This is a genomic window from Edaphobacter bradus (genome assembly GCF_025685645.1).
Classification (GTDB): Bacteria; Acidobacteriota; Terriglobia; order Terriglobales; family Acidobacteriaceae; genus Edaphobacter; species Edaphobacter bradus.
Genome location: NZ_JAGSYF010000003.1, coordinates 593,553 through 615,877, shown reverse-complemented (window position 1 = coordinate 615,877; position 22,325 = coordinate 593,553). Strand labels below are relative to the sequence as shown.

19 protein-coding genes and 1 tRNA gene are annotated in these 22,325 nt (G+C 54.6%); 16 read left to right on the top strand and 4 right to left on the bottom strand.

Features of this window, described 5'->3' with window-relative positions; genetic code table 11:
- Nucleotides 1-162 precede the first annotated feature (162 nt).
- Entirely contained in the window at nt 163-1,551 is a 1,389-nt protein-coding gene (locus OHL16_RS20340; protein WP_396127202.1) for an Eco57I restriction-modification methylase domain-containing protein, read from the bottom strand.
- A 638-nt stretch (nt 1,552-2,189) separates the two neighbouring features.
- Nucleotides 2,190-2,510: a hypothetical protein gene (locus tag OHL16_RS14900; protein WP_263367961.1), complete on the bottom strand. Its 321-nt coding sequence runs from the start codon at nt 2,508-2,510 to the stop codon at nt 2,190-2,192.
- Between the two features lie 17 nt (nt 2,511-2,527).
- Here OHL16_RS14900 and OHL16_RS14895 point away from each other — a divergent pair, with 17 nt between their 5' ends.
- The 12 genes from OHL16_RS14895 (at nt 2,528) to OHL16_RS14845 (ending at nt 17,623) form a co-directional block, all read left to right on the top strand.
- Entirely contained in the window at nt 2,528-3,817 is a 1,290-nt protein-coding gene (locus OHL16_RS14895) for a hypothetical protein (RefSeq protein WP_263367960.1), read from the top strand.
- A 29-nt stretch (nt 3,818-3,846) separates the two neighbouring features.
- A complete protein-coding gene (locus OHL16_RS14890) occupies nt 3,847-4,359 on the top strand; it encodes a PadR family transcriptional regulator (protein WP_263367959.1) in 513 nt (170 codons plus the stop codon).
- 389 nt (nt 4,360-4,748) lie between these two features.
- Nucleotides 4,749-5,027 (top strand): helix-turn-helix domain-containing protein, encoded by a 279-nt coding sequence (locus OHL16_RS20335; protein ID WP_396127205.1) that lies wholly within the window; start codon nt 4,749-4,751, stop codon nt 5,025-5,027.
- Between the two features lie 11 nt (nt 5,028-5,038).
- The gene (locus tag OHL16_RS14885) at nt 5,039-5,728 is read left to right on the top strand and encodes an N-terminal phage integrase SAM-like domain-containing protein (RefSeq protein WP_263367958.1); all 690 of its coding nucleotides are present in this window, start codon (nt 5,039-5,041) and stop codon (nt 5,726-5,728) included.
- Nucleotides 5,619-6,203 carry a tyrosine-type recombinase/integrase gene (locus OHL16_RS14880; protein ID WP_263367957.1) on the top strand — a complete coding sequence of 195 codons (585 nt, stop codon included), beginning with the start codon at nt 5,619-5,621 and terminating at the stop codon, nt 6,201-6,203. Before OHL16_RS14885 ends, OHL16_RS14880 begins: the two co-directional genes overlap by 110 nt.
- A gap of 524 nt (nt 6,204-6,727) precedes the next feature.
- Nucleotides 6,728-8,890, top strand: coding sequence for an ATP-binding protein (locus OHL16_RS14875; RefSeq protein ID WP_263367956.1), 2,163 nt, complete (start codon nt 6,728-6,730; stop codon nt 8,888-8,890).
- A 172-nt stretch (nt 8,891-9,062) separates the two neighbouring features.
- Entirely contained in the window at nt 9,063-10,625 is a 1,563-nt protein-coding gene (locus OHL16_RS14870; RefSeq protein WP_263367955.1) for a site-specific DNA-methyltransferase, read from the top strand.
- Entirely contained in the window at nt 10,625-13,225 is a 2,601-nt protein-coding gene (locus OHL16_RS14865) for a DEAD/DEAH box helicase (protein ID WP_263367954.1), read from the top strand. The genes OHL16_RS14870 and OHL16_RS14865 overlap by 1 nt, the downstream gene beginning before the upstream one ends.
- Before the next feature lie 23 nt (nt 13,226-13,248).
- Entirely contained in the window at nt 13,249-14,001 is a 753-nt protein-coding gene (locus tag OHL16_RS14860; protein WP_263367953.1) for a hypothetical protein, read from the top strand.
- A gap of 442 nt (nt 14,002-14,443) precedes the next feature.
- Nucleotides 14,444-15,760 carry a protein rep gene (locus OHL16_RS14855; RefSeq protein ID WP_263367952.1) on the top strand — a complete coding sequence of 439 codons (1,317 nt, stop codon included), beginning with the start codon at nt 14,444-14,446 and terminating at the stop codon, nt 15,758-15,760.
- Nucleotides 15,751-16,125, top strand: coding sequence for a hypothetical protein (locus tag OHL16_RS14850; RefSeq protein WP_263367951.1), 375 nt, complete (start codon nt 15,751-15,753; stop codon nt 16,123-16,125). The genes OHL16_RS14855 and OHL16_RS14850 overlap by 10 nt, the downstream gene beginning before the upstream one ends.
- A gap of 511 nt (nt 16,126-16,636) precedes the next feature.
- The gene (locus OHL16_RS14845; RefSeq protein WP_263367950.1) at nt 16,637-17,623 is read left to right on the top strand and encodes a tyrosine-type recombinase/integrase; all 987 of its coding nucleotides are present in this window, start codon (nt 16,637-16,639) and stop codon (nt 17,621-17,623) included.
- A gap of 6 nt (nt 17,624-17,629) precedes the next feature.
- On the opposite strand, the gene OHL16_RS14840 is transcribed toward OHL16_RS14845, so the two are convergent.
- Nucleotides 17,630-17,706 (bottom strand) — tRNA-Val (locus OHL16_RS14840).
- A 181-nt stretch (nt 17,707-17,887) separates the two neighbouring features.
- Between OHL16_RS14840 and OHL16_RS14835 the strand changes: the two genes are divergently transcribed.
- Complete coding sequence (locus OHL16_RS14835; protein WP_263367949.1) at nt 17,888-18,460, top strand: CDP-alcohol phosphatidyltransferase family protein; 573 nt, start codon at nt 17,888-17,890, stop codon at nt 18,458-18,460.
- A 67-nt stretch (nt 18,461-18,527) separates the two neighbouring features.
- On the opposite strand, the gene OHL16_RS14830 is transcribed toward OHL16_RS14835, so the two are convergent.
- Nucleotides 18,528-18,659, bottom strand: coding sequence for a hypothetical protein (locus OHL16_RS14830; protein WP_263367948.1), 132 nt, complete (start codon nt 18,657-18,659; stop codon nt 18,528-18,530).
- Between the two features lie 245 nt (nt 18,660-18,904).
- Here OHL16_RS14830 and OHL16_RS14825 point away from each other — a divergent pair, with 245 nt between their 5' ends.
- The 3 genes from OHL16_RS14825 (at nt 18,905) to OHL16_RS14815 (ending at nt 22,276) form a co-directional block, all read left to right on the top strand.
- Nucleotides 18,905-19,366 carry an RrF2 family transcriptional regulator gene (locus OHL16_RS14825; RefSeq protein WP_263367985.1) on the top strand — a complete coding sequence of 154 codons (462 nt, stop codon included), beginning with the start codon at nt 18,905-18,907 and terminating at the stop codon, nt 19,364-19,366.
- A 54-nt stretch (nt 19,367-19,420) separates the two neighbouring features.
- Nucleotides 19,421-20,701: an IscS subfamily cysteine desulfurase gene (locus OHL16_RS14820; protein WP_317891071.1), complete on the top strand. Its 1,281-nt coding sequence runs from the start codon at nt 19,421-19,423 to the stop codon at nt 20,699-20,701.
- A gap of 135 nt (nt 20,702-20,836) precedes the next feature.
- On the top strand, nt 20,837-22,276 hold the full coding sequence (locus OHL16_RS14815; RefSeq protein ID WP_263367947.1) for a zinc dependent phospholipase C family protein: 1,440 nt from the start codon (nt 20,837-20,839) through the stop codon (nt 22,274-22,276).
- The last annotated feature ends 49 nt before the right edge of the window (nt 22,277-22,325 follow it).

The window sequence follows — 22,325 nt, the reverse complement described above, 5'->3', positions numbered from 1 at the left end:
CCCCTCCGGCCGCCCATTTTGACGGTTTGCTCTATCGCGTCCAGAAGAGGAAGGAGATCCGAATCGCTGGACCCCAGCCCATCCTCAATGGGAGACGCGAGAACCCGCACTGCATCGCTCGAAGTGGCGGAGGCCAGCTCTTGAAGGATTCCACCGCCGTTTTTAGACTCCGATGAATGCATCTGCAATCGTTACAGCTCCATCCAGGTCACCTTGTAACAGCTTCTCGACTGCATTTTCGTAGGACTCGATCGCGCCTGTACAACTGGGAGGTCGAGGGAGTTCTAGCGCGTTTATATCGCTCGGTTCAAGCTTTGGTAGTCCATCCGCATACCGTCGAACGATCTCCTGATATTGATCACGTACCGGCGTGGATAAAAGAGATAGGGCCCAGGCTCTTTGCTGCTGGGCGCCCATAGTCTCATTCGTTACGATCGTATATAGAGTATTTGTGGCAGCAAGCCCTCGCATTGCTCGGAAGGATATCCACGGTCCCACCTTCGACATTCCTGACAAAAAACCTAGGGCATTAGTATTGACATCCGGAACGACGTACCAGAATTCGCGATTTCGAAGCTTGTAGCCTTGCAGATTGCATGTGCTCTTTCCATACTCGATGTAATCCTGCACCGATTTCGATCGCATGGCTGTTTTGTTTGGAGAGAACATCCAGATCCGTTCGTTGGCTCGGAGTAGCTTAGTCCAAACGCTTCGCGAAAGGCGATCGCTTTGAAGGTGCTTCGCCTTCGAGACCACCGGTTGAACTGAGGAGAGCGGTAGTCGCAATTCCACACGTTCGGATTCCGTAAGTAGAAAATATTGAGCGTCCCCCGTTACGCAACCGATGCGCAGGCTGAAAAGTTTCGAGAAACTCGATGTTTCCCGCGCGGATGTGGTTTTTTTCCGCGGCTCCGTCGCCACCTGCCTCACCGGTTGATTGAGGTCTCGGATCAGAGCGGGTGCGTCCAAATGTGTCTTGCTAACGGAGTGTCTTCCCTCGCTTCTGTACCGTTGTGCGATTAACACGACACAGCCTTCCTGGACGCCGGGAAAGAGAGGTTTCAAGCAGCGATGCACAGCTACACTCGCGAAGCTAAGGTTTACGGTCTCCCGAAGCGGTTTCGCATACGAGGCGTACTCCCATGCAGCCGGAAGCACGAATGCCAAACTGCCGCCTTCGGACAAAAGCCGAATCGATGCCGAAAGAAAAGCAGCCCAGTAATTGGAGCTGAGAGAGAAGGTGGGGTCCTTCTTATCAAAGTCTTTTAGCTTCGCTTGTAGTTTTGGGTGGAGCCGCCGAATAGCCACGTATGGCGGATTGGCAATGATTCGAGAGAACCGTCCTTTAGCAGACCTAGACCAATCAAAGAAATCGACGCCTCGAATGGTCGTTGCCGATGAGTCCTCACGGCTCGATACGGGATCGATGTCTATTCCCACGATTCGTTGACGGGGAACACCACGCAGCCTCAGGATCCTCACAAAGGCACCAGGACCAATACATGGATCGAGCCATATCTCGTCCCCTATCGGATTTAACGCCTGCACCATCGCACCGGCGAGGTCGGGGGGGGTGTAAACCTTACAAGCGGATGGCGGCAGAGGAGTCACGTTGCGCGATAATTTCCCTTATCAGAAAGAAAACAAAGGCTTTATTGTTTATGTAAAGTAAGGATACTCTGTATTTTCCCGAGAGCAAAGCGTATTGCGAGTTCGCGCATCGCAAGATGCACTTTTCACCGCCCACCGGCGCTAAGGTCTAGGGGACACCTCATTCATCCGCGTTCGCGGCGACAGCTTTCTTTGGTGTGTGTCAGCGCATCATCGGCGCCACTCTGCTCGAGGATTAGGCCGAGCGCGGATCGAGCTGCCTCTTCATCGGAGTTCGGCCCTACCTGCGCAGGAATTTCCGAAACGTGCCACCTGGCAGCATTAGCCACGGCGCCTGACAGAACACTCCGCGCGAGCGAGCAAACCAGGACGTGCCCCAACCAACAGCGGTTGCCAGCGGCAATCTCACGTGGAGCTCGGATTGGTATCGGGACGTCTTAGGGCTGTATCTGAATCGCCGACATTCAACAGTTGATGGTGGCGCCGCTGTGCGGGCGATTCAGATACAGCGACTTGACTGATCGATTGCTGACCACGCTGTAAGTAGACAACGAGCTTCTTCGATGCGAAAGGAAAATCTATACTAACCCACCCATGACAACGCCAAGATTATGCCCCAGAGCCATTACCGCACCCCGCTTTTCCACAACGCCGCGTCCATTGTCGACCATGGTGCGGGAGAATCCGCCAATCTCCGACTTGCTCCATATATATCGAAGGCTCTCCAAACGTTGTCTGATCACGGTGTCGAATTCGAAGATCACCAACGTCTCACCCTTATCGTGGAAGAGGCCCTCGAGAGCCGGAGGCATTTCTTCGCCGCCGCTCTTCACGATCCTGACAAGGAAGAACTGGACCTGTTCTTTACGGACTTCATCGTCCGCTGCGTTCTCCCACACCGGGTGAGGTGCGACTGATGTTGCCGACTCTTCGCATCGCAATTAACCCGGCTGAGTACAGCCTGCTCAAACCGGGCCTCGACCTGCTCGCGAATAGGCTTGCCGATGCCCGCGCAGGTCGGTTTCACTATCGTCATCCCTGGCACAGGATCGACTTTCTTGATTCGAACATTTATCGGAATCGAGCCTTCGACGAGTCGATGGCCGCAAGGTTGATCGAGGTGCGAGCCAAGCTCTGGGATCTCCCGTCTTCGCGCCGGATCTATGTAAACTTTATCGACCTCAGCATCCTGGCGTTCGCTCTCCGCCAACTACGCGCCGCGGATACGTTGCTTCCCAAGGAAGACTTTCACACTACCGTCCCGGCACTTGCTCAAAAACTGGAAAGATTCCGGAAGCGAACGAAGCGCGGCACGATCAGTGCGCATGGAAAGCAGAGCTATGATGAGGCCGCAGCTCGTTGGAGGCGCTTCAGCGATTGGGCGCGGTATAACCCGCTCTACTCGAAGGTGCCTCGAAGAGGAACCCCATTCATTAAATATTTGTGGCGTGATAATCGTGTGCGAATGGCAGAGCTTATCAAGGTCGCCGTCAAGGAACGCTACGACTTTGACCTCAATGAAGTGCAGGTGAACCGGATTTGCCAACTGGTTATACCTAGTTTGCGGCGCGGCAGGCATGAATTGACCCTGAACACTGTACTGTCAGGTTCAGACGCGGCGAAGGACTTTCTGATCGCCTTCATCACGAAGCGGTTTGAACTCAAGAAGGGGCCCGATGCTCCGCTGACCTATTGGGAACAGTATTTCAAGAGGGCAGAACGTCTTGGGCAAGCCATGAAAAGACAGCAGCAGGCCGATCGAGGCGTTGCCGGCTCTCTACGTACGGATGGCACCGACGTTAGTACTGCGGATAAACCTCTAGCTAGCACCTCAGAGGAAGCCAAGCCGCAGCTTTCAATTCGTCTTACCGATCAGGAGATAGTCAAAGCGGTCAGCCTGTGGTTTGCGGAGAATGTCCATCCAACCTTTTGGCAGGACGTATGCGAAGAGGCACGACATCAGGTAATCCGTTCTCCGTGCTTATATCGGAAACATACGATATCGAAGTCCTTGCGTGATCTCATTCAGGAGGTTCGTCCCATCATCGATTCCAGTGAATCTCGTGAATGCACTAACGGTTATATAGATTGGCTGCTTGGATGGATGCTGGCACTTCGTTCTGACCTGAACTGCATCTTCAATCTGATTGGCGCCGGATATGCCGGGGCAATGAAATCGCGGCATAGTGCCAGCTATACCTTATAGTGACTGAGGAGCCGACGTTGGAACCATCCGTGCTTGACATCTTCATCTTGTCCTTGCTGGACCGTGGCTACGAGACCACCTATCACCTGCAACGGCAGGCCGGGTTATCTCTGGGTTCAACCGTGCCCGCTCTGCGCCGCCTCGAGGCACGGCGCCTGATTACGCGACAGGAGACTCTCACTCTTGGCGCCCGTCCCAAGCACAGCTTTGCACTAACCCCAGCGGGGAAGAAACTCGCTCGAAGCGGATGGAAGCCACTCTTCGATCCAGGACGCGCTGACGATCTTGACGCGATTCTTCGGATCGCGGAAATGGCTCGTGCCAATGGCGTGGAGTCTGCGGAAATCAGGGAGTTTCTGGAGCGTTCCAGTCGAACCCGTTTGGAGGCCGCACGGACGCAAGGCGATAGCTTGGCAGCAGACGAACCACAGAAGTACGTCACAACCAGAAGCCGGTGGAACCGGGCTCGACTCGAAGCCGAGGCTAAATTTCTCGCCGGCCTGGCGGAAGAGTACAAGAAGGTTGCAAAACGGCGACGGTAACGGCGCTTCCTGCTACTGTGTCTAATCCCGCCCAAAAGCCTGAAGTAGCCTTTTGATCCTTCCGCCGGTACGGTTCCTCCCTTGGCTAGGTCAAGCCCTCAGAATCAAATCGCCGCCCCGATGTTTTGGCAGAGACATGTTGCCGTGCTCTAGTGGATGGACCCGAGAGACGAGAGGGGAGCCTGCTGCTTACTCCGATCGCAAGAGCCGTGGCACAGACTACAGATCACCGAGACCACTTCACGTCCAATTTGCCCAGACTGCCGCGCACTGTTTGGTAGACGACCGGACATCCATAAGCTCGCGTTACATGGTCACAGACAGGATTCCAAAGCTTCACAATCCCACATGCTTTGGCAGAGCGAGCCGTGACCCGCAAGATTCAATACATGCAGCAAGGAGAACTAATGAACCATCCAGGCCAGATGTTGACGCAGCCGAAGATGTGCAGGGAACCGAACCAACGGCAACGAAGAGAGTTCGAACCCCTGCTCACACCCCATGAGGCATCGGACTACCTCCGGGTCCACGCCAAAACCGTTATCCGTCTCGCTCGCCAGGGACAGATTCCAGCCCTCCGGATCGGAAAGCACTGGCGGTTTCGCGTATCCGACTTGACCGAGTGGACAGACCTGAAGCTAAAATCGGCGTGCCAGCCTGCCGAGTGATAGGAGATCCAATGCCCATCACTCGTAATGTTCGATATCAAGGGGGTTCCCTCGAGCACGTCCCCAGGGCGAAGGGCCCACACGTCTGGGTCTACCGCTGGCGGGAGCAACAGCCCGACGGCCGTAGGGTTCAGAAGAAGCGCGTCATCGGTACGCTCGACCGTCATCCTACTTTGGCTGCGGCCCGGCGTGCTGTAGAAGGCCTGCGCATCGCGATCAACGCCGAGCAGGAGAAGGTCGGCAAGATTACAATCCTCGAAGCCTGGGAGCACTTTCAAGCCCATGAGCTTCGGGATCCCGACGTTGATCGTTCCCCGACCACCATCGATCTTTACCTGATCAACTTCAGGGCCCACATCATTCCGCGGTGGGGCGATACCTTCCTGACGGATCTCAAGGCGGTAGATGTTGAGAAATGGCTTCGCAGCCTGGCCATGGCCCCAGCAACCAAGAGCAAGCTGCGGAATCACCTGAGCGCGCTCTACTCCCATACAATTCGGCACGAAATGTACGACAGGATGAACCCGATCAAATCGGTTCGTCAAGGTGCAAAGCGGGTGAAGATACCCGACTTTCTCTCAATCGGAAGAGATGTGTTCCATCCTATGCAAGGTGTCTTCGACAGCCATACGCACCGCAGTATTGGTAGCAGCCGTAACCGGCCTTCGCCGGTCGGAGATTCGCGGTTTGAAGTGGGCTGACATTGACAGAGAAGCTTTATGGCTAAGTCTGAGGCGAGGCAAGGTCGGGCGCCACTCCACTCGCCTTAAGACAGAAGAAAGCCGGAAGGGACTACCTATTTCGCAGGACCTTCTGGATGCTTTGGAAGGCTGGCGTGCCGAGTCGCTTTATCGAGCGGATGAGGACTGGGTCTTCGCATCAGTAAAAACCAATGGCAGGACGCCACTCTGGTTGGATATGGTTCTTCGAAATCAAATCCGCCAAGCTGCGGTTGCATCTGGAATCAGCAAATCGATCGGATGGCATACCTTCCGTAGGTCTCTGGCCACCATCCTGGCGGCAAAGGGTGAAAAGGTGAAGGTCGTTCAGGAACTGCTCAGGCACGCCAAGTCCTCCACCACTATCGAGCTCTACCAACAAGCTGATGCAGAAGCGAAGCGTGCGGCCCAGATTCACACCAGAGATCTCTTCCTGGTCGAACGAAAAGCAAGCTGAACATCTCGACAAGCAATAGTCAGGCCCTCCTCAAAAGGAGGGCCTTTTCTGCTGTTGTTTCAGGCCTTACTCAAAGGCTAATATTGCGAGTGTGCCCTTTTAGTGCCCTCGTTTGATCGATTTCGTGAAGTGTCGACCAGCTCACAAGTCATTATTGTTGTGAGACTTAGAAGTGGTAGGCACGAGCGGATTCGAACCGCTGACCTCTACCGTGTCAAATTTGATAAAGGTGCAGTATAACCCTTTGCCTGCCTTACTTTCCGTGATTTAGACCCGCCCGATTCGTCCCCAAAATGCTCAGTTTTGGTGACGAATCGGTGACGAGTTGGTGACGTGTTCGTTTACCGGCCAAATATCGCTTTGCCGCAGTCTCATCCCTATCCCATCTGTCCAACAACTGAAAGAATTCCAGAAGCCGGTCCATTTCCGGTTCCGTCGTTCTCTCCTCGCACATATACAGAAAATCATCCAATCGAATTGAAGGGCTGCAAGTATGATTAATCCTTTCCCGTCGAGGTTTGGTGATGAATAGGGTAACGGTTGATCTGGAGAACTGCTACGGAATCAAAAAGCTCGGACATCGGTTCGACTTTTCAACGGCTCGGGCATATTCGATCTATGCTCCAAATGGTTCCATGAAGTCCTCGTTTGCGTCCGTTTTTAGGGACATCTCACAAGGCAAAAAATCAAAGGACAACATCTTTCCAGCCCGCGTTAGCAAGAGCGAAGTGAAAGATGAATTAGGGGCGGACCTGCCTGAAGAGTCCGTTGTGGCGGTGCGCCCATACAGCGACGAATTCGGGCAATCAACCAAAACTGCAACTTTGTTGGTCAACAACGCTCTTCGAAAAGAATACGAAGAATTGTACAAAGACATTGACGCAGCAAAAGAAAGATTGCTGACCTCCCTAAAGCATCAATCCGGCTCTAAGAAAAATCTCGAACAGGAATTGTCTTCGACGTTTACCAAAGACAACAATTTCGAAACAGCCCTTACTCGTATTCGCAGCGAGGTTGCTGCGATGAAGGACGCTCCGTTCAAAGATGTGAAGTACGACAAAATCTTTAATGACAAGGTTATTGATGCTCTCGGCAAGGGCGATGTCAAGACAGTGATCGACGAGTACATTCGCAAGTACAACGAATTGCTTGCTGCTTCGACGTACTTCAGAAAAGGCATCTTCAATTATCATCAAGCTTCCACGATAGCCAAGAGTTTAGCCGATAATGGCTTCTTTGAAGCCAAACATACAGTTCACCTCAATGCGACGGAAACGCTTGAAATAACCAGTCAAAAACAGCTAGAGGACCTGATACAGAAAGAGAAGGACAGCATCACTAAGGACGTTCAACTGAGGAAGAAATTCAGTGAACTTGACAAGCTCCTTTACAAGAACGAAACCGTCCGAGAATTCAACTCATACTTGTCTGAGGATGACACGATTCTTCCCCAGCTCGGCAACATAGAGCTATTTAGGGAAGTTCTATGGAAGAACTATCTAAAGGCTCACTTCGAGCTATATTCGCAGTATCTAGATACCTGCGAGGCAGCGAAAGAGAAAAGGCTGAAGATAGAGGAGGCCGCCCGCACCGAGACAACACAGTGGGAAGAAGTAATCAATATTTTCAACGAGCGTTTTTTTGTTCCATTCAAACTGGATGTCGAGAACCGCACACAGGCAATACTCGGTGAAGAGATTCTGGTTCTAAAGTTCACGTTTCGTGATGGAAACGAAAATGCTCCGGTTCAACGAAATGAGCTTTTGAAGGTGCTTAGCACTGGCGAAGCAAAAGCCTTATATATTTTGGACATCATCTTCGAAATCCAAGTCCGTCGAAAAACGGGCACAGAGACACTTCTAGTTGTCGATGACATCGCCGACTCGTTTGACTATAAAAACAAGTACGCCATCATCGAATACCTTCGAGAGATCAGCGAGGACCCGACGTTCAAGCTGATTATCCTCACACACAATTTTGACTTCTTTCGGACGTTAGAAAGCAGATCTGTTGTTCCATACAAGAATTGCCTTATGGCTTTGAAGAAAGCTGACGGCCTTTCCCTGACCCCATTGACAGGATTTCGTAATGTATTTGTAAACGACTGGAAGAATGCATTCTTTACTGACCCGAAAAAGAGAATCGCTTCTATAGCATTTCTACGTAATATGGTCGAATACACAAAAGGGGAAAACGATCCCGATTACCTAACGCTAACTTCGCTTCTGCATCTCAAATCAAACTCAGCGACGATAACTCAAGAGGATTTAGACACTATTTACAACAGAATGTTTGGCGGCACTTCACGCTTCTCCAATCCCACCCAAAAGGTAATCGGATGGATTCACGGAGAGGCCAAAAAATGCTTGGGGGCTGCTGAAGGTATCAACTTTGAGAACAAGGTTGTACTTTCTATCGCGATCCGCTTGGCGGCGGAAGAATACATGACGAAAAAGATTAACGACCCGCCCTTTGTGGCAGGGATCGGGCTTAAGCAGACAACCGCATTGCTAAAAAAATTCATTGATAAATTTCCCGCGGAAATAGAGGCTAGGAAAGGTATCGAACAGGTTCTGCTAATGACACCGGAAAATATCCACTTGAACTCATTTATGTACGAACCCATATTGGATATGTCTGACGATCATTTACGAAAGCTATATACCAAAGTTCTGAACCTGAAATAGATGATGAAAAAGCTTATCCGAATCAGCCGCCCGAATCGGCGAAAAGAGAGGCCACGCTTCTGCCTGCTATGGCAAACGCCATTATCGAGTTTGAGAAGTCCCTGTCATTCGCCAAAACACCTCCTGCTTTGCAACAATCGAGCATCATCCCTTAGAGAGTTCTGATCACTGAATGCCCAAGCTGGATTGGCTTACACGCCCCGAAGACGAAAAAACGGCTGCGAATGTTCCCTACCGTTTGCTGGAGTCCGTGCCAGACCTTTCTTATGGCGACCCGCAGACTGAAAACATGGTCATTCAGGGCGACAATCTGGAGGCGCTTAAGGCTCTGCTCCCCTTCTACGCTGGCCGGGTGAAGTGCATCTTCATCGACCCGCCCTACAACACCCGCAGCGCGTTCGAGCACTACGACGACAATCTGGAGCACACGCAATGGCTGGGCATGATGTATCCCCGCCTGGAGTTGCTCCGGGAACTGCTCACCGAGGACGGCAGCATCTGGGTCAGCTTGGACGACAGCGAAGCCCACTATTTCAAAGTTCTCGGCGATGAAATCTTTGGACGCAAGAATTTCATTCTTGATCTTTCGTGGCGCAAAAGAGATGGCCCACCAAACGACCGAAAAATAGCTTCTACGCACGACCACATACTTGTATGGGCAAAGGCGCGGTTAGGGGAATCGAAAAAATCCGTAGCCGAGGAAGCATTCAACTTGATGCCACGAACGGAAAAGGCCGATGCTCAATACCAAATCTTTACAGAGCCTTCAGGGCCAGACCCCAGAGGTGCGTTTAGAAAGATCGACACCACAGCAAATGGCAAGGGTGGACGATTTGTAGAGAGTCTGTTTTACGCAATAAGAAACCCGCACACCGGCGAAGATGTTTGGCCAAGAAAGGGCACATGTTGGCGTCATAACAAGGAAGAAATGCAACGGTTGCAAGATGACAACCGGCTCTATTGGGGAGTGAAGGGTACAGGGAAAACGCCGATGCGAAAGCTCTTCACCTCAGAGGCAAAACAGGGTATGTCTTCGCCGTCAATTTGGGATGACGTGGGATTGAATCAACACGCCAGCAGCGAAATGGAGAGACTGTTTGGAGAAAAGGCCGCCTTTGAAACTCCTAAACCGGAATCTCTTCTTCAACGGGTTGTGATCATTGCCTCCAACCCCGGCGACCTCATCCTCGACAGTTTTCTAGGTTCCGGTACAACTACATCCGTAGCTCACAAGATGGGCCGCCGCTACATCGGTATTGAGATGGGCGAACATGCGGCGACGCATTGCGTTCCGCGCATGAAGAAAGTGGTGGACGGTGAACAGGGCGGCATCTCCGAGGCGACGGGTTGGAAGGGTGGCGGCGGTTTTCGCTTCTACCGGCTGGGAAGCCAGGTCTTCGACGTGCAGGGCCACATCAATCCTGCAATCCGCTTCGACCATCTAGCCGCACACATCTGGTTTGCCGAGACGCGCACACCGCTGCACCATAAACGCAAGCGCTCACCCTTGCTTGGGGTGCACGGCGACATGGCCTACTACCTGCTCTACAACGGCATTCTAGGTGACAAGCGGCCCGATGGCGGCAACGTCCTCACGCGCAAAATAGTTGCCGAACTTCCGGCGCATGACGGGCCAAAGGTCATCTATGGCGAGAGTTCGCGCCTGAGCAGCGCCGCGTTGAAGCAGCTCGGCATCACCTTCAAACAGACACCCTACGACGTGAAGGCGCGCTAATGGATATTCAGCTCAAAGACTTTCAGACGGCCACGCTCAACAAGTTGCGCGAGTATCTGGGAGCCGTTCGGCTCAGTAACGACCCGGAGCAGGCCTTTCTAAAGATTGCCCGCACGGAGAACGGCGCCACTCCGCGCTACAACAAGATCGCAGGATTGGAATCAATCCCCTATGTGTGCCTACGTCTGCCCACGGGCGGTGGAAAGACGATTGTTGGCGCGTATGCGATTCGGGTTGCGGCTGAAAGCTACATCGAGAAAGATTTCCCCGTCGTTTTGTGGCTGGTTCCTTCGAACACCATCCGCCTCCAGACCGCCGATGCGTTGAAGAACACCTCGCATCCCTATCGCATGGCTCTGGATGAGGCGTTTGATGGTCGAGTGCGAGTCTTTGACATCTCGGAGATTGAGAACATCCGGCCGGCAGACATAGCGCAGAGCGTTTGCGTCGTTGTTGCGACCATTCAAACCCTAAGAGTGGAGCAGACCGCAGGGCGCGACGTATACGCGCATAAAGAGGCATTGGAAGGTCACTTCACGTCCGCTGCCCTTGCGACGCCTGGGCTGGAAAAGATTGAAGGGGGCAATCAGAACGCAGGCAAGGTGAAGTATTCGTTTGCCAATCTGCTCAAGGTGCATCGCCCCCTCATCATCATGGACGAAGCGCACAATGCGCGGACTCCCCTCACTTTCGACACTCTGCAACGGTTGTCCCCTTGCTGCATTGTCGAACTGACTGCAACACCGAGCACGCATCCCCAGAATGGAAGCAACGTGCTTCATCGCGTCTCTGCCGCGCAGCTAAAAGCAGAGGCGATGATTAAGCTGCCTATCGCGCTGACCGTGCATGATGCTGGATGGCAGCAAGCTATCGGAGATGCGCTTCGAACACGCAAGCGATTGGCAACACTGGCAGCAGGTGAGCCGGACTATATCCGCCCAATCCTTTTGATACAGGCAGAGAGCAGAGACAAGCCTGCAAACGTGGATGCCGTGAAACAGCACCTTCTGGAAAGTGAGCAGATTCCGGCTGAGTCCATCGCGGTCGCAACAGGAGATCAGCGCGAACTGGACCAGATCAACCTGTTTGCTCAGACCTGCCCGATTGAAGTTGTCATCACCGTGCAAGCACTGAAAGAGGGCTGGGATTGTTCGTTCGCATACGTCTTCTGCTCCACGGCAAATATCAGCAACAGCCGCGACGTAGAGCAGCTATTAGGCCGAGTGTTGCGTATGCCCTATGCTCGCCGTCGCAAGGCTCTGGAACTGAATAAGGCATATGCCCATGTTGCCAGTGCTCACTTTGGGGAAGCCGCAAAGAATTTGAAAGACAGCTTGATTGATATGGGCTTTGAAGCAGCAGAAGCTCCGCAACTGATCGAAACGTATCAGCCGAGCGATTCACTCTTTACGCCGATCTTTGTGGTGGAAAAGGCTCCCGATCTATCCGGCCTGTCAGCAGAGGAGCAGCAAGCCGTCGTCGTCATCACAAACGAATCAGGCGAGACTCAAATCAAGCTGACAGCGAAGGTAACAGAGGCAGTAGAGGAAAGAGTGTTGGCGGTTGTCTCGGAAGCTGCGAGGGCAATGGTGAAGGAGAAGATTGACGACCATAACGCTCTGCTCCATCGTGAGCCGTCGCCATCGGATCGAGGTGAGAGTTTTTCAGTACCGCGCCTTTGGGTTGAATACCAGGGCGAGCTAGAGCTATTCGATAAAGAATTGGTGCTCAACGCAACGAATTGGAACCTGCTCGACTATCCAGCAGACCTGAGCGCATTCCAATTCAACGATTCCTCCAAGACGTTCGAATTTGACGTAGAGGGAAGCCGGGTCGTCTACAAGCTAATGGGGGAGCAGCAGCTAGACCTAAATCTGCTGGCTGCTGATTGGACTGATGCCGATCTAGTGCGCTGGCTGGATAGACAGCTTCGCCAGCAAGACGTGAATCAAGGAACATTGGCGGCTTGGCTGCTCCAAGCAGTAAGAGGATTGTTGCAAAAAGACGGACTCGGCCTCCCAGCGCTAGTACGGGCAAAGTTCATTCTCGCAAGAAAGCTGGGCGAACTGATCGAGCAATCCCGACAAGCGGCCTACAACAAGGACTATCAAGCCTTGTTGGATTTGTCTGTGACCGATGATCGAGACGAATACGCATTTCATTTCGACCCGCTGATTTACCCAGCAAGTTCGCTCTATCAGGGTTCGTATCGCTTCACTAAACATTTTTATCCGTTGCCGGGAGAGATGAAGTCGAGCGGCGAAGAGTTTGATTGTGCGCTGGCACTCGACGCAGAGCCGAACGTCAAATACTGGGTTCGCAATCTTTCAAAGCAGCCGACGGCCTCCTTTTGGTTGCAGACAGCCACGGATCGCTTCTATCCGGACTTTGTAGCGCAGCTTACCGATGGCCGCGTCTTGGTCGTGGAATACAAGGGCGATGGCTTCGCTACCAACGATGACTCGAATGAGAAGCGAGCGCTCGGCGAACTATGGGAAAAGCGCAGCAACGGAAGATGCCTCTTTCTCTTTGCTGAAAAGAAGCTCGACAGCATGGATGTCTCTGCTCAAATTCGACAAAAACTTGGACGGCAGCACTAGTCTGCTTCTGCATGGGTGTAATAGTGAATGAAGCTGAGGTTCGACGAACCGCAAAAGCGCTTGCCGCGCTGCAACTGCAAATGTTTCCAGCGCACCTTATGGATGGCTTTCGTGGTGAGCTCTCCCTGCTAGACCTGGCAGCTCTTGGCCTAACCATGGTCACTAGCGCAAGTGAGTTGTTGACCCCGGATCGTCTGTCATTCAAAGTTACCCCCACGATGGCGTCCGTCATACTCCAAGCGAGGGGAAATCCAGCGATTCTCGAAGATTACTTTTACGAAGTAATTGCCGAATCTGGGATAAGCGCGGAACAAATGGTCGAGGCATCCCGCGCGATTCGCGCTCAACTAGAAGAGCCTGGGATAGTGCGCGGCCTGATGAAGGAAGCGGTGAAGACGCTTTTGCCTGCACAAAAGGCCGGTCGTCCCGCCAAGCTGGATCGATCGGATTGGCCGGTCTTGCTCGAAACTTCAGAGCGGCTGAGACCGCTTTGCCTTGCTCTCACTCGATTAGAGCGATATGCCAAGAGTCGCAGTTTGGAAGACAACCTTCGCTATCTAAAGCCGGATTTTCCTGAAGCAGTTGAGTTTTTGTGGAGATATTTAGATCAGGCAAAGGTGTTGCTCTCAGATCGTACATTTCTTTCAAGAGTGAAATCTCCGAAAGCACGCAACGTTCGTCTAGCGGATGCGCTTGCGGGTTTGCAATTCAAACTAACTGCGAAATACGCAACACAACAGGCAGCAAGGGCTAGGAGCGCGACGCGGAATCAATAAATCAGAAAACTCTCGAATTTTCTGATTCAGTTGCTGCATTATTTCGCAGAAAACTCCATATTTTCCTAACGCCACTCGGCCTTTTCAAGGCAGAAAATTGATTCGTTTTCTTTGTTCTTGAGCTGGCCTGATATCGATGGCTCATGCGAAGTTTAGCGAACGCGCAGCAGCCAAAATTATCTGCATCAGTTTCATTCAAGCGGAATGCGGTCACTACAAAACCCGCGGATCTGCATCCTCAGCGCCATAAGTTTCCTGGGCGTGTGACCCCTCAGTGTCAGCTCTGGTGTTCCTGGACAGCTCACCAACTGGCGACGACAGACGGCACGCACGCCCAGGGAAGCACCGCTCTGCGCTTTTGCGGTCTTCCTCACTGCCGGAGTCGGAATAAAAAAGCTGTCCCCGCGCCGTTGGCGCGGAAGAACGGCTCTACGGAGGGCGCATGGCTCTCGTAGAGCGCAAACTTCATCCAGGGCTGTACCGGAACCAGAACCCCCGGCGCAGCCCCCGCACGCCTAAGAGCGGCTCCGCAACGCGTTCACTTGATAAATGCATTTATCTAGCAACAAGTGATACAAAACTGAGTCTTGGCCAATCTTTAGCGGCCCGCCTGGAGGCTGCCAGCAAGTGGGCGGGCAAAAAACGGCTCCACGCTCAGCTCAGGGAGACGCTACGGGGCGTTGCCATAAGGAATCAGGAGAAAGACCTCTCCAGGGCCTGGGAGGGGGTTTCTGAGGCCGATAAAGGCCCCTGGAGCGCAGCCAGGGACTATCGGCGGCTCTCGGCCTGTCAATCGGAGTGGATCGGCTTCAAACCGACGTGTTGCAACTCGCGGGTGGTGGCGGTTCCCATCGGTTGCAATCACCGTCTTTGTCCGTTGTGCAACGCGGCCCGCCTGGAGCACTATCGGGAACCCGCCCGCGAGATTCTTGCGGCGATGAAGAATCCAACGTTTCTCACGCTCACCGTTCCGAATCAGCAGCGGTTGACGGCGAAGACATACAAAGAGCTGAGAGCGCAGTGGAAGTCTTTCCAGCGTTCAAACAAGAGCTGGATTACAGGCGGCCTCTATTCGATGGAAACGACGTTCAACCGTGAGCGTTTGGATTGGCATCCACACATTCACGCGGTTGTTGATTTCCCCTGGCCAACAACGGGGATACCGCGTGAACAGTTCGTCCGGCTCAAACGCATGATTGAGTTTGCTTGGCTCCGATCGGTATCCAAGGAGGCCCGCAAACATTACAAGCGGAGTGAGTTTGAGCGGTGGCTGCGGGAGAGCGCAGCAAACGCACACTCTCAGGACTGGAACCGTCGCTTTCGACGCGTGACTCACTTGCGGCCCGTCAAAGGCGATAACGCGGTTTATGAAGTCATCAAGTACGTTACGAAGTCTTCTCGGTTCCTGGATATTCCCCAGGCCGTTGAAGAGTTTTTGCGGGCCGTGCGCGGTGTGCGCGTAATCCAGACGTTCGGCACGTTCTACAACTTCAATTCCAAGCTTGAAGCTCCGATCACCCAGGAAGACATTGACGCGTTGGCGGCGGCAGGCCTCGACACAAAGGTTTCGCCAGGGGCGACGGCGGCGGCGTTTCTGCGATGCGACTGCGGAAAAAACAAGTTTGAACGTCTTGGCGTTTATGCGATGCATGACGTGGAGATGGGCGAAGACGGGCGTTGGTTATTGCGACTGACGCGAGGGCGGCAGGGGAGTTGTCGCGGCAGTTCACTTACCCACGGAGGGGATATATGGGGTTGATCGAACGCAAGATAGTTGAGATTGATTGGAGCCAGGAGAACGAAGGTTTGACCGTTCAGGGCCGTCTTCTGAAAATCGAGTCGGTACGTTACCGCGATGGTATCGGTTTGGTTTACACGGTGCGCGGAACGAAGTTAGGGGAGGTTATTCGGTTCAAGGGTTCCTCTCGGTTGAACGTATTTTTGAGCCCCGCCGATATCGGCAAGGACATTGCCGTTCGCTATGACGGCGAAGACAAGAGCAAGTCTGTCCAGGCGGGTTGGAGCTATCCAAAGGCGTTCACTGTCATGGTTGACGACGCGGCCCCTGAAACGAATACGAATCAACACAACGTGGCCGTCACAGAGGACGACGTACCTTTCTAGCAAAACGTTCTGATGGCACTGCGAACGCAACGTTCGAAACGTTCGTTCCAATCGATTCGACAAACGTTTATCACAGCACCGCGAATACGTCTTTAGGTCCTAAAAAGACGCTCAAACATTCGTTCCAATCGTTTATTTGAACGTTTTCACGACACGTCGATACGTATCAACATGCAGCACGCGATACGTATCCCAAACCGAGATCAAAGGTATCGCGATAGCAAATTGATACCTATCCAGAAAGCGAATGATACGTATAATTCCCGGTACGGAAAGGCAAGGCAGGTCAACCCAGCAAGGAGGCTGGCAAGACTTGGCTCGCCGACGTTATCAAACGGGAAGTATTCGTAAACGTGGCAAGCGGCACCCCGTGTGGGAGCTTCAATGGTGGGCGGATTACCTAACAACGGATGGCAAGATCGGCCGCAAACGGGAATCGAAGATTCTCGGTTACGTTGCCGACTTGTCTCGCAAGCAAGCCCAAAAACTTGCTATGGAGTTCTTGCTTCCGTTGAATCAAGGCAAACTGACCCCACTGGCAACGATCACCTTCGCGGACTTTATCGAAAGATACTTCGTCCCGAATGCGTTGCCGACACTGAAGCAATCCACGCGGAAACGCTATCAAACCACGCTCAACTATCACCTCAAACCTGCATTTGGTCAGAAACGTTTGTGCGATATCTCAACCCTCGATATCCAATCCTTCGTGCTCAGCAAATTCGATTCTGGTTCGGGATGGGAGGTCTGCAACCATCTCCGCAACCTTATGTCGAAGATCTTTGCTTGTGCGAAGAAGTGGGGACATTTCGCGGGGGACAATCCTGCGACCGGAATCGATTTACCGGAGAAGGTCGAAGTCCGCGAGAAAAACGCATTGACCTGGGAGCAGTGCCAAAAGTTGTTGGCCGTGCTTCCGGAACCGATTCGAACGATGGCCCAGGTCGGCATTCATGCCGGTCTGCGCGTCGGGGAGATTCTCGGCCTGCGCTGGCAGGACGTGGATTTCCTCAAGCGGGAGATTCGGATTCAACAGGCCGCCTATCGCGGTTCGATTGGATCGCCGAAGACCAAAGGCAGCAAACGTACCCTACCCCTACCACCACCCCTCGCGGCGGCTCTCCGACGTCATTACGACGCCTCTCCGCAGCGGGATGGACTGGTATTTCCTACCCGTACGGGTATGCCCTTCAGCGACTGCACTCTGCTCTCCCGCTTCATCAAACCGGCGGGCAAGCAGATCGGCAGTCCCTGGCTCAGTTGGCATACCCTCCGACGGACTCACGCAACCCTGCTCTCGCACGTGGGAGCCTCTCCCAAGGAGGCTCAGGCGCAGCTAGGGCACGCACACATGTCCACGACCATGGATATCTACACGCAACCCATTCCCAGCCATCAGCGTGCGGCGGTCGAAAGAATGTCGCAATTGGTGACGAATGGTGACGAGTTGGCCGCAACACAGCCAGAGCCGCCCCTGGGCTCCCTGTGTATTCAATGATTTGAGTGGTAGGCACGAGCGGATTCGAACCGCTGACCTCTACCGTGTCAAGGTAGCGCTCTAACCAACTGAGCTACGCGCCTGTAATCTTTTCCCGATCGCATCTGCTTCGTCCGTGGTTCCAGAGGAGCAATGCCATGGGGAAGCGGCGCCTGGGAGGCGTTCCCGCTCTGTTGAGTGTATATGTCCCGGGCGGTTCCCGGCAAATCGAGCCGAAAGCGATTTGGCAATGTGACAATGGTAGGATGAACCTGCCTGCCGTACGTGACTTTCCTTGATCAATTTCGAGCCGCGCCGAATCTGCTCACGCTGATGCGGCTGTTTATTATTCCTTTCCTCGTCATCGAGATACTCGATAACAACTACCGAGTCGCGTTTGGGCTTTTTATGCTGGCCGGCCTGAGCGATGCCCTGGATGGGCTGCTGGCCCGGTGGCTGAGCCAGCGGACGACGCTGGGACAGTATCTTGATCCGATCGCGGACAAACTGCTTTTGAGCACGCTTTTTGTGGTGCTGACGCACGTGGGGCTGATTCCGCGCTACGTGACTGTGCTGGTGTTCAGCCGCGACCTGGGGATTCTGTTGATCTCGACGCTGCTATTTGCTACGAGCACGCTGCGGGACTTCCGGCCTAGCATTCTCGGCAAGTTCAATACGCTGGTGCAGATCACCGGTGTGGTCGTAGTGATGATTGAGCGGCTGTCTTCGTCGCTTCACCTGGCGGCAGTGCGGGATGGGCTGCTGCGGGCGATTGCGGTGCTGGCGCCGGTGTCGGCCGCGCAGTACGCGTGGATCGTGATTCGGCGGGTGAACTCCCAGCAGCCGACCGCAGTTTAGCGTCGGGCGGAGAGACACACACTTGCGGCACGGGAGAATCTCCAAGCCGCGGAGTGAGCCGGATGGGCTAATCGTCGGGGGTCTCGACCCCTTCTTCCTCTTCGATGGCGATGTCGCTAAACTCTGCGGAATCAAAGATTTCTCCGCAGCTCTGGCATTCGACAAACTCAGCGTCCTCGTCCCGGGAGACGATCTTCACGATAGGGTGTTTGCAGGTGGCAGTCATGACGGGGAGTTAGTGATGGGAAGGATTCTGCCCGTCCAAAGATGCCTTGTCAACAGGGTTTGAGCACGTTTTTTCGGCCGTAATTCAGAAGCACAAAAGTGGCCGAATCTTCTGCCGGGAACGGAGGTCGCTGCGAGAAAGCCGGTTGCCTGATGGCCCTGATCGACGTACACTATCTAGGACTGGAATTGTCGGCATTCGACATCCGCAACGCAATCATGCTTAGGCTTACCAAAAAAGCGGATTACGGCCTGATGGCTCTGAAGTACCTGGCGGAGCAGAAGGGCGGCAGCGCCCACAGCGCCAAGGACATCGCGGAGGCGTACCACATTCCGCCGCAGCTTCTGGCGAAGATCCTGCAGACGCTGGCCAAGGCCCGACTGCTGGTCTCGCATGCCGGCACCAACGGCGGATACGCTCTGGCGAAACCTGCCACAGAGATCTCGGCGGTTGAGGTCATCCGCGTGATCGACGGTCCGCTTTTTATTACAAGCTGCATCACGATTCACGGAGCCTGCGACCTGACAAGCACCTGCACCATCAAAGAACCATTGCGCAAGGTGAACGACAGCATCAAAGAGCTGCTGAGCGGTATCTATATTGCAGACCTGGTGGAGACCAGCGAGGCTGAACATCCGGCAGCGCCGGTTGGCGGCGGTCTGGTGAGTATTGCGATTTAGCGAAGGCACAGGCAGCACACAAGTTTGAGACGAACAAATGGGAGTGGGAACGATATGAGCACCAATGGAAACGGAATTGGAGTCGTGGTTACGGAGTCATCGAAGTCATTGCCTGAGGGTGTGCATCTGCCGATCTACATGGACAACCACGCGACGACGCCGCTCGATCCGCGCGTGCTTGAGGCGATGATGCCGTACTTCACCTCGACCTTCGGCAATGCAGCCAGCCGCAACCACTCCTTCGGTTGGGAGGCCGAGAAGGCCGTCGAGCGTGCCCGCGAGCAGGTGGCGAAGATGATCGGCGCGACCGCCAAGGAGATCATCTTCACCTCCGGCGCGACGGAGTCGAACAACCTGGCGCTGAAGGGCATCGCGGAGATGTACCGCGAGCGTGGCAACCACATCATCACGCAGGTCACCGAGCACAAGGCCGTACTCGACACGTGCAAGAAGCTCGAGAAGCAGGGCTACCGCGTGACGTACCTGCCTGTCGGGGACGACGGCCTAATCGACATCGAAGACCTCAAGCGCGCCATCGACGACAAGACGATCCTCGTCTCGATCATGTTTGCGAACAATGAGATCGGCGTCGTCCAGCCCATCCGCGAGATCGGCACGATCTGCCACGAGAAGGGCATCCTATTCCACACGGACGGCGTGCAGGCCGTGGGCAAGATTCCCGTCGACGTCCAGAAGGACAACATCGACGTAATGTCGCTCTCGGGCCACAAGATCTACGGGCCGAAGGGCGTGGGCGCGCTGTATGTTCGCCGGCGTAACCCGCGAGTGCAGATCTCCGAGCAGATTAACGGCGGCGGCCATGAGCGCGGCATGCGTTCGGGCACACTGAACGTGCCGGGAATCGTTGGCCTGGGTGCGGCGGCCGAGATCTGCCAGAGTGAGATGGAGGCCGAGGCGAAGCGCGAGACCGATCTGCGTGACTACCTGAAGAACAAGCTTGAGTCCGCTCTCGACTACGTCCACGTCAACGGCAACATGGAGCACCACCTGCCCGGCAACCTCAACATGAGCTTTGTGTACGTCGAGGGCGAGAGCCTGCTGATGGGCATCAACGACGTCGCGGTTTCGTCGGGTTCGGCCTGCACCTCCGCGACGCTCGAGCCGAGCTACGTGCTGAAAGCGCTCGGTCTGGGTGACGATGTGGCGCACAGTTCGATCCGGTTTGGTCTGGGACGCTTCAACACCAGGGCCGAGGTCGATTATGTGGCCGACAAGGTTATCGACGTCGTGAAGAAGCTGCGTGAACTGAGCCCGTTGTACGAGATGGTGAAGGAGGGCATCGACCTCTCGAAGATCGAGTGGGCGGCGCACTAAGAGTTCGGCATTCGGATTGCGAAGGAGGGGCGCGGCTTCGGCTGCGCCCTTTTGTTTGTTTGCGAACGGCCATCGCGAGAGCCGCTTTTATCGTCATAGGAAAAGCCGCCTCTCCGATACTGTGCGGCAGAACGAATGCAAACGATCTCACGGGTTCGTACTGCGGTTCTTCTCCTTTGTCTGTTTGCGGCGCCTTCCGCAGGCGGCTACTCGCTGCTGACGCACGAGCAGCTGATCGACCTGACGTGGGACGCGTCGATTGTTCCTCTGCTGAAGAGCAGGTACCCCACGCTGACCGACGCCCAGATCGAGCATGCGCGGGCGTATGCGTACGGCGGGTGCGTGATCCAGGACATTGGCTACTATCCGTTTGGCGATTCGTTCTTCTCGAACCTGACGCATTATGTGCGGTCGGGGGACTTTGTAGTGAACCTGTTTCGCAATGCGGGGAACGCGGACGAACTGGCGTTCGCGGTGGGAGCGCTGTCGCACTTTATCGGGGACAGTATTGGTCACTCGGAGGCGACGAACCATGCAGTGCCGGTAGAGTTTCCGAAGCTGGCGAAGCGCTACGGAGGCACGGTGAACTATGCGCAAGGACCGTCGGAGCATGTGCGGACGGAGTATGCGTTCGACATTAACGAGATTGCGCATCGAAGGTTTGCTCCGATGTACTACCTGAAGCATGTGGGGCTGGAGGTTCCGCAGCGGCAGCTGGAGCTGGCGTTCTACCAGACGTATGGGCTTGCGGAGGACTTCTCAAAGGGCAAGGGGAGGAAGGTGAACGTGAAGGGGTATCGGTTCGCGGTGCGAAGCTTTATCCCGCGGGTGTCGTATGCGGTGACTGTTCTGCACAAAAAGCACGAGCCGCCGGTGATGGATTCGCCGGAGATGCAGCGACTGACGGCGGAGCTGGCGAAGGTGGATGCGGAGAATAACTGGGAGCAATACCGGGCGAAGCCGGGGATCGGGACGTACTCGCTGGCGGGGCTGATCTGGATTATGCCGAAGGTGGGGCCGATCAAGTTTACGGCGGTGAAGGGTCCGACGGTGGGTACGGACCAAGAGTATGTGCACTCGCTACTGCAGTCGACGGACCTATTGAACGCGACGCTGCGACGGTTTACGCCTCCACCGGCTACTGGGGAGGGAGCGAAGCAGGCGGCGGCGACGGATACGCACTCGCAGCCTCCACCTTCGGATCCACTGCCGGCGAAGCCCGGGGCCTCTCAGGCGGTGGTTCCGGGGAGCGGCGATCCGCGGCATCCGCTTCGCAATCGCGACCTGGATACGGGCGCGGTGGTGAAGCCGGGCGGATATCCGCTGACGGATGAGACGTACCGCAAGCTGGTGCACGTGCTGGCGGCAAAGCCTACGCAGCCGATTCCTCCCGGGATCAAAGAGGACATTCTGGCGTACTACGCAGATATGAACGTGGAGTTCGCGACAAAGAAGCACGACAAGGAATGGCAGGCGCTGCAGGCCGATCTGACGACGCTTCGCGGGATGCCGACGAGCAATGAGCCGCTGCCGTTCCCGACGTATGGGCCGGAGGTAGAGGAGGGCACGAAGTAATGGCGATGAGGGCGCAGGCGTAGTGGTCGGGGGTGGGGGCGGAAGTGCT